4 tRNA genes and 1 rRNA gene are annotated in these 492 nt (G+C 51.0%); all 5 read left to right on the top strand.

Annotated elements, in window-relative coordinates:
• Positions 1-2 precede the first annotated feature (2 nt).
• The 5 genes from rrf (at position 3) to VK91_RS22095 (ending at position 468) form a co-directional block, all read left to right on the top strand.
• A 5S ribosomal RNA gene (rrf, locus tag VK91_RS22075) occupies positions 3-118 on the top strand.
• A gap of 10 nt (positions 119-128) precedes the next feature.
• Positions 129-204, top strand: a tRNA-Val gene (locus VK91_RS22080).
• 3 nt (positions 205-207) lie between these two features.
• A tRNA-Thr gene (locus VK91_RS22085) sits at positions 208-283 on the top strand.
• Between the two features lie 7 nt (positions 284-290).
• A tRNA-Lys gene (locus tag VK91_RS22090) sits at positions 291-366 on the top strand.
• A gap of 17 nt (positions 367-383) precedes the next feature.
• A tRNA-Leu gene (locus VK91_RS22095) sits at positions 384-468 on the top strand.
• Positions 469-492 lie beyond the last annotated feature (24 nt).

Consider the following 492-nt stretch of genomic DNA (forward strand, 5'->3'; position numbering starts at 1 on the left):
AGTCTAGTGATGATGGCAAAGAGGTCACACCCGTTCCCATACCGAACACGGAAGTTAAGCTCTTTAGCGCCGATGGTAGTTGGGGGCTTCCCCCTGTGAGAGTAGGACGTCGCTAGGCATAATACCCAGGAGGATTAGCTCAGCTGGGAGAGCATCTGCCTTACAAGCAGAGGGTCGGCGGTTCGAGCCCGTCATCCTCCACCATATGCCGGTTTAGCTCAGCAGGTAGAGCAACTGACTTGTAATCAGTAGGTCGTGGGTTCGATTCCTATAGCCGGCACCATTTTTTCGAGCCATTAGCTCAGTTGGTAGAGCATCTGACTTTTAATCAGAGGGTCGAAGGTTCGAGTCCTTCATGGCTCACCATTTATAAATAATAATAAGCGGGTGTGGCGGAATTGGCAGACGCACTAGACTTAGGATCTAGCGCCGCAAGGCGTGGGGGTTCGACTCCCTTCACCCGCACCATTATTTTCATTGCCAGATAAAAAA

Source organism: Lysinibacillus sp. LK3 (assembly GCF_001043675.1).
Lineage (GTDB): Bacteria > Bacillota > Bacilli > Bacillales_A > Planococcaceae > Lysinibacillus > Lysinibacillus capsici.